Raw genomic sequence first — 5,174 nt, forward strand, 5'->3', positions numbered from 1 at the left:
CATCGTCTCGCCGCTCGCGGGTCGTCCCTCCCCGCTCGCCGTTCCGAGACGATTCGCTCCGCTCATCGTCTCGCCGCTCGCGGGTCGTCCCTCCCCGCTCGCCGTTCCGAGACGATTCGCTTCGCTCATCGTCTCGCACCTCACACGTCCCGCCGCCGGAACCAGAGGACGCTTCCGACGAGCAGCGCGAGGGTCATCGCGACCAGGACGGCCACGCTCGCGAGGTCGTAGGTTCCGTCGAGCAGGATTTCGTTGGGGTCGTAGTGCCGCGAGGGGCCCACGAGGCCGGCGTCCTCGTAGTCCGTGTCGGTGACGAGCGACTCGAGCAGGAAGAGGCCGAACGTGACCCCGAGGGCGATCCGCTGGGCGATGCCGGTCCGGTCGACGGCGACCGACGCGGCCAGTCCGATGCCGGCGCACGCGAAGAGGTACGGGATCGACAGCAGGTGGACGGCCGCCAGGTCCGCGGCGGCGATCGGCTCGTCGATCGCCGCGGCGCTGCCGTAGACGACGACCGGCGTGACGACGTTGACGACGACGATCGGCACGGCCAGCGCGGCGAACTTCTCGCTCACCAGTCGGGCCCGCGAGATCGGCAGCGAGAGCGTGATGTCCAGGCGGCCGCGCTCGACGTCGTCGGCGACGGTGCCCGCCCCGAGGTAGGCCACGTAGAGCCCGAGCATGATGATCCAGCCGAAGACGTACAGCTCGAACGCGAGAAAGCCCTCGAGGCTGGCCATCGTCTGCAGGTCGAACAGCCGGAGCATGGCGTCGGGCATCGCCTGGAACAGCTCGTCCTCGTCGAACGCCTCGCTGTAGGACGGGTAGATCCAGATGACGAGCGCCGCCAGCGCCGACATGGCGATCGAGAGGTAGACGCTCCCCCGGAGTCGCTTCCCGCCCTCGTAGGTCGCGAGTTCAAGCATCGACGTCACCCCCGGCGACCGCGTCGCTCCGCCGGCGCTCGCGGCGCTCCTCGCCCGTTTCGTCGCTCCCCTCGCCGTAGAACCGCATGAAGACGTCCTCGAGGGGCGCCTCCTCGATCGTGCAGTCGAGCAACTCGAGCGCCGGGAGCCGTCGGACGACGGCGTTCACGTCGCCGGTGAAGGTGAACGTGCAGTCGGTGACGGCGCCCGCGCCGTCCGCCTCGCCCGTCGAGACGCTCGTCTCGTAGTCGTGGACGCCGTCGACGTCGAACGTCCCGGCGGGGAGCTCGCCCGCGACCCGCAGCCGGACCACCTTCCCGCTCCGGCCCATCAGGGACTCGACGGGCTCGACGGTCACCAGCCGGCCGTTCCGGATGATGCCGACGCGATCGCAGAGCCGGCGCACCTCCCCGAGGATGTGCGAGGAGAAGAAGACGGTGAGCCCGTCCTCGCGCTCGCCGCGGACGAACTCGGCGAAGCGCTGTTTCATCAGCGGGTCGAGGCCGCCCGTCGGCTCGTCGAGGATCACGAGGTCGGGATCGTGCATGAACGTCGTCACCAGCCCGAGCTTGCGGACGTTTCCGTGGGAGTACTCGCGGACGGGTCGGTCGAGGGGCGGGTCGAACAGCTCCAGGAGCTCTCCGCTGCGCTCGTCGCCCTTGATCCCCGCGTGGAGCTCGAGGATCTCCCGCCCGGTGGCGGACTCGTCGAACTGCGGATCGTCGGGGAGGTAGCCGATCCGGCGCTTGGCCTCGATGAGCTCCCGCTCGTCGGTCACGTCGCGGCCGAGCATCCTGGCCGACCCCGACGTCGGCGAGACGAACCCCAGCAGCGTCCGAATCGTCGTCGTCTTTCCGGCGCCGTTCGGCCCGAGGTAGCCGAAGATCTCGCCGCGCTCGACGTCGAAGGTGACGCCGTCGTTGGCGAGGACCTCCCCGTAGTCCTTGGTCAGGCCGTCCAGCTCGATCGCGGTCATGGGCCTCGATTCACAGGGACGGGTCCTAAAGAGCGGGGTCGGTTCCCGTCGCCGCGGAGGGGTGATATCGTGACCGGATCGATCGTTCGCTGTCCGGGTCGGACCAGCGCTGACGGAGTCGTCCACCATCCAGATCGGTCCAGCGCCGACGTACTGGTCGACCGCCATCCAGGCGGGACCAGCGCTGACGGAGAGTCGCCCGCGGCCCGACGTCGGCGTGAGACGCGCCGGCGATCAGTCCGCGCCGTCGTCGGTCGCCGACCGGACGGTCATCACGGGCGTCGACGCGGTCCGGAGGACGCGCTCGGCGACGCTCCCGAGCAGGAGCCGGTCGACGCCGCTCCGGCCGTGGGTGCCGGCGACGACGAGGTCGGCCCCGCGATCCGCGACGAACGCGCGGATCTCGCGGTGGACCGAGCCGAACTCGACGGCCGTCTCCACGTCGTCGACGCCCGCCTCGCGGGCGGCCGCGGCCGCCTCGGCGACGACGGTCTCCGCGCGGGATTCGAGGCGGTTCACCCGGAGGTCGGTGGACTCGTCGAGACCGACCGGCGTCACGTCGACGACCGAGAGCACCCACAGCGTCGCGTCGTGGTGGGTCGCCACCGCGATCGCTTCCTCGACCGCTCGCTCGGCCTGCGGGCTCCCGTCGGTCGCCGCGACGACCGTCTCGAACGGATACGTCGCCTCGACCGCGGGATCGCCGCGGCGCACGATCACCGGGACGTCGGCGTCGCGGACGACGCCTTCGGCCACGCTCCCGAACAGCAGCCGCTCGGCGCCGTGGCGGCCGTGGGTCCCGACGACGATCGCGTCGACCCCTTCCTCGTCGGCGTACGCGAGGATCTCCGCTCTGGGTTCGCCGCTCCGCACCGCCGTCACGGCGGTCGCTCCCGCCCGCTCGACCCACTCGCGACCGTCCGCGACGACGCCCGTCTCGTCCGCCCCGTCCGCGACGTGCAGGACGTGGACGGTGGCTCCCTCGGCCGCGGCGATCGCCCCGGCGTACTCCAGGGCCGCCGTGGCCGGTCCGCTCCCGTCGGTCGGCGCGAGAACGCGCTCGTACATACGACTCCATTCCCGGGACGCCACTTAATCGTGGGTCCGATTCTCGGTTCCGGGGAGCGACGCGACGGGCGGCTCGTCCGCCTACGGGGCGAATCTCGCGCTCCGCCCGGGTCGTCCGCCAACGGGGCGGGTTCCGCGCTCCGCCCGGATCGTCCGCCTTCCGGGCGGGTTCCGCTCGCGCCGTCCGCGGTCCGGTCGCGACGCTATCCGCGCCGGCTCTCTACACGGAACTCCGCCGGGGTTCGACCGCGTCGGCTATTGTCGCGCGGCGGGAACGTCGCTCGGGCTTTAGATAGTTGCCCCGCGTACGTTCGAGCATGTACCGCGTACTGCTGCCGGTCGACACGGACGAGGATCGAGCGCTCGCGCAAGCCCGCTACGTCGCCGAGTTGCCCGGGGCGGGGGAGGAGGTCGAGGCGATCGTCTGCCACGTGTTCGGCGACGACGGGCGGGACGTCCCGGACGACCTCGAACGGTTCAAGACGTCGACGCGGGTCGGCTCGGTCCGCCGCGTCGTCGAGCACCTGGGGGAGCGCGACGTCGAGACGACGGTCCTGGACGACAGCGGCGACACCGCCGACGCGATCCTCGCGGCGGCGGATCGACACGACGTCGACGCGATCGTCCTCGGGGGTCGAAAGCGCTCTCCCGCGGGCAAGGCGCTCTTCGGAAGCGTCACGCAGTCGGTCGCGCTCGCCAGCGACCGCCCCGTGGTCGTCACCGGGGGCGGCGAGGACTGACGTCGGGAGCGGTCATCACCTCGCCGTCCCCGGAAGCGGCGAGGACCGACGTCGGGAGCGGTCGTCGCTTCACCGTCGCCTGAAGCGGCGGGAACCGGCGTTGGGAGCGGAGAGCGGCGCCGCCGCGGTCGCGCTGACGTCCGATCGGGACGCTTCGTTCCGACGAAACCGCTCGCGATTTCGTCGCCGCCGCGGGCGGAATCGTCGGGCGGTATTTTGTACCCCGGCTTCGTCCACTCGGGCATGGACCGACACGTGCTGGTTCCGCTCGACGGATCGAAGCCGAGTTGGGAGGCGCTCGACCACGCGGCGGCGAACGCCGACGGCGACCGGATCACCGTCCTCCACGTCGTCGACCCGGCGGAGGGCGTCTACGCGGGGGCGGAGGGCGGCTACTACGACGCCGAGGCGTTCGACCGGGCCGTCGACCGCGGCGAGGACCTCTGCGAGCGGGCGCGTGAGCGGCTCCGGGAGGCCGGCGCGCTCGACCGGATCGAGCTCGAGACGGCCGTGGAAACCGGGAAAGCGGCCCGGACGATCGTCGACTACGCGGCCGACCACGGGGTCGATCACGTCGTCATCGGCAGCCACGGGCGCAAGGGGGTCTCGCGAATCCTGCTGGGGAGCGTCGCGGAGACGGTGATCCGGCGGGCGCCCTGCCCCGTGACGGTCGTCCGCTGACCGGCGACGATCCCGGGTGCGTTCGACCGAACGCCCCTCGGGACGTCTCCGGTCCCGCGAACCGGCGAGGATCGACCCCCGCACCGTCGCTACCCGCCCCGGGCGAGAACGATCTCGACCGGTAGGCCCCAGGCGCCGACGACCCGTTCGGCGTCGATTTCGAACCCACAATCGAGGAGCGTATCGCGGAGGTAGAGCGGCCGGCAGTCGACGTACGTCGGGACCACCTCGTGGACCAATTCGTAGAGCCTGGTCGCCAGGCCGGCCTCGCGACGGGAAAGCGAGACGACGCAGAGGCGTCCGTCGGGGGCGAGCACGCGACGCCACTCGTCGAGGACGGCCGGGAGCGCGGGCGTATCGAAGAGCTCGAGGACGAAGCTCGCGAAACACGCGTCGAACGTCCCGTCCGGGAACGGCGCGGTCGACGCGTCGCCCTCGACGACGACGCCCGGGTCGAGTCCGGCGGCCGCGAGCGCTCGCGCGCTCGCCCGACACATCCCGCCAGAGAGGTCGATCCCGACGGCGAGGCCGTCCGGCCCGACCGCGCGGTCGAGCTCGACGAGCGCGGTTCCGGTCCCGCAGCCGATATCGAGGACGCGCTCGCCCCGTGCGGCGTCGAGCAGCTCGAGACCCGCCGCCCGCGCCGGCGCCTCGAAGGGATCGGCGACCAGGTCGTACCACCGGCTGAGCGCGTCGTACCAGTCGCGGCCCGCCGCCTTCGACCGCGGGACCCGGCTGATCGGGCCCGGCGGCGCCGCCGACCCGGACGGACTCAGCGAGAGC

Annotated in this window: 6 protein-coding genes; 2 read left to right on the forward strand and 4 right to left on the reverse strand. The window is 72.0% G+C overall.

Annotated elements, in window-relative coordinates:
- Positions 1–140 precede the first annotated feature (140 nt).
- From QZT59_RS03535 to QZT59_RS03545, 3 genes are all read right to left on the reverse strand, one after another.
- Positions 141–926 carry an ABC transporter permease subunit gene (locus tag QZT59_RS03535; protein ID WP_290811394.1) on the reverse strand — a complete coding sequence of 262 codons (786 nt, stop codon included), beginning with the start codon at positions 924–926 and terminating at the stop codon, positions 141–143.
- Complete coding sequence (locus tag QZT59_RS03540) at positions 919–1,902, reverse strand: ABC transporter ATP-binding protein (RefSeq protein ID WP_290811397.1); 984 nt, start codon at positions 1,900–1,902, stop codon at positions 919–921. The genes QZT59_RS03535 and QZT59_RS03540 overlap by 8 nt, the downstream gene beginning before the upstream one ends.
- Before the next feature lie 234 nt (positions 1,903–2,136).
- On the reverse strand, positions 2,137–2,970 hold the full coding sequence (locus tag QZT59_RS03545; protein ID WP_290811400.1) for a universal stress protein: 834 nt from the start codon (positions 2,968–2,970) through the stop codon (positions 2,137–2,139).
- Between the two features lie 317 nt (positions 2,971–3,287).
- Here QZT59_RS03545 and QZT59_RS03550 point away from each other — a divergent pair, with 317 nt between their 5' ends.
- Together QZT59_RS03550 and QZT59_RS03555 are read left to right on the forward strand one after the other, a co-directional pair.
- Entirely contained in the window at positions 3,288–3,710 is a 423-nt protein-coding gene (locus QZT59_RS03550; protein WP_290811403.1) for a universal stress protein, read from the forward strand.
- A 243-nt stretch (positions 3,711–3,953) separates the two neighbouring features.
- A complete protein-coding gene (locus tag QZT59_RS03555; RefSeq protein WP_290811406.1) occupies positions 3,954–4,391 on the forward strand; it encodes a universal stress protein in 438 nt (145 codons plus the stop codon).
- Between the two features lie 89 nt (positions 4,392–4,480).
- Here QZT59_RS03555 and QZT59_RS03560 read toward each other — a convergent pair whose 3' ends face one another.
- Positions 4,481–5,167, reverse strand: a complete 687-nt coding sequence (locus QZT59_RS03560; RefSeq protein WP_290811408.1) for a class I SAM-dependent methyltransferase — start codon at positions 5,165–5,167, stop codon at positions 4,481–4,483.
- Between the last annotated feature and the right edge of the window lie 7 nt (positions 5,168–5,174).

It is taken from the genome of Halovivax sp. (assembly GCA_007119345.1).
Taxonomy (GTDB): Archaea; Halobacteriota; Halobacteria; order Halobacteriales; family Natrialbaceae; genus Halovivax.

Coding starts and splice junctions, on each gene's coding strand:
- QZT59_RS03545 (WP_290811400.1), bottom strand. CDS start 2,970: ATGTACGAGCGCGTTCTCGCGCCGACCGACGGGAGCGGACCGGCCACG.
- QZT59_RS03540 (WP_290811397.1), bottom strand. CDS start 1,902: ATGACCGCGATCGAGCTGGACGGCCTGACCAAGGACTACGGGGAGGTC.
- QZT59_RS03550 (WP_290811403.1), top strand. CDS start 3,288: ATGTACCGCGTACTGCTGCCGGTCGACACGGACGAGGATCGAGCGCTC.
- QZT59_RS03535 (WP_290811394.1), bottom strand. CDS start 926: ATGCTTGAACTCGCGACCTACGAGGGCGGGAAGCGACTCCGGGGGAGC.
- QZT59_RS03555 (WP_290811406.1), top strand. CDS start 3,954: ATGGACCGACACGTGCTGGTTCCGCTCGACGGATCGAAGCCGAGTTGG.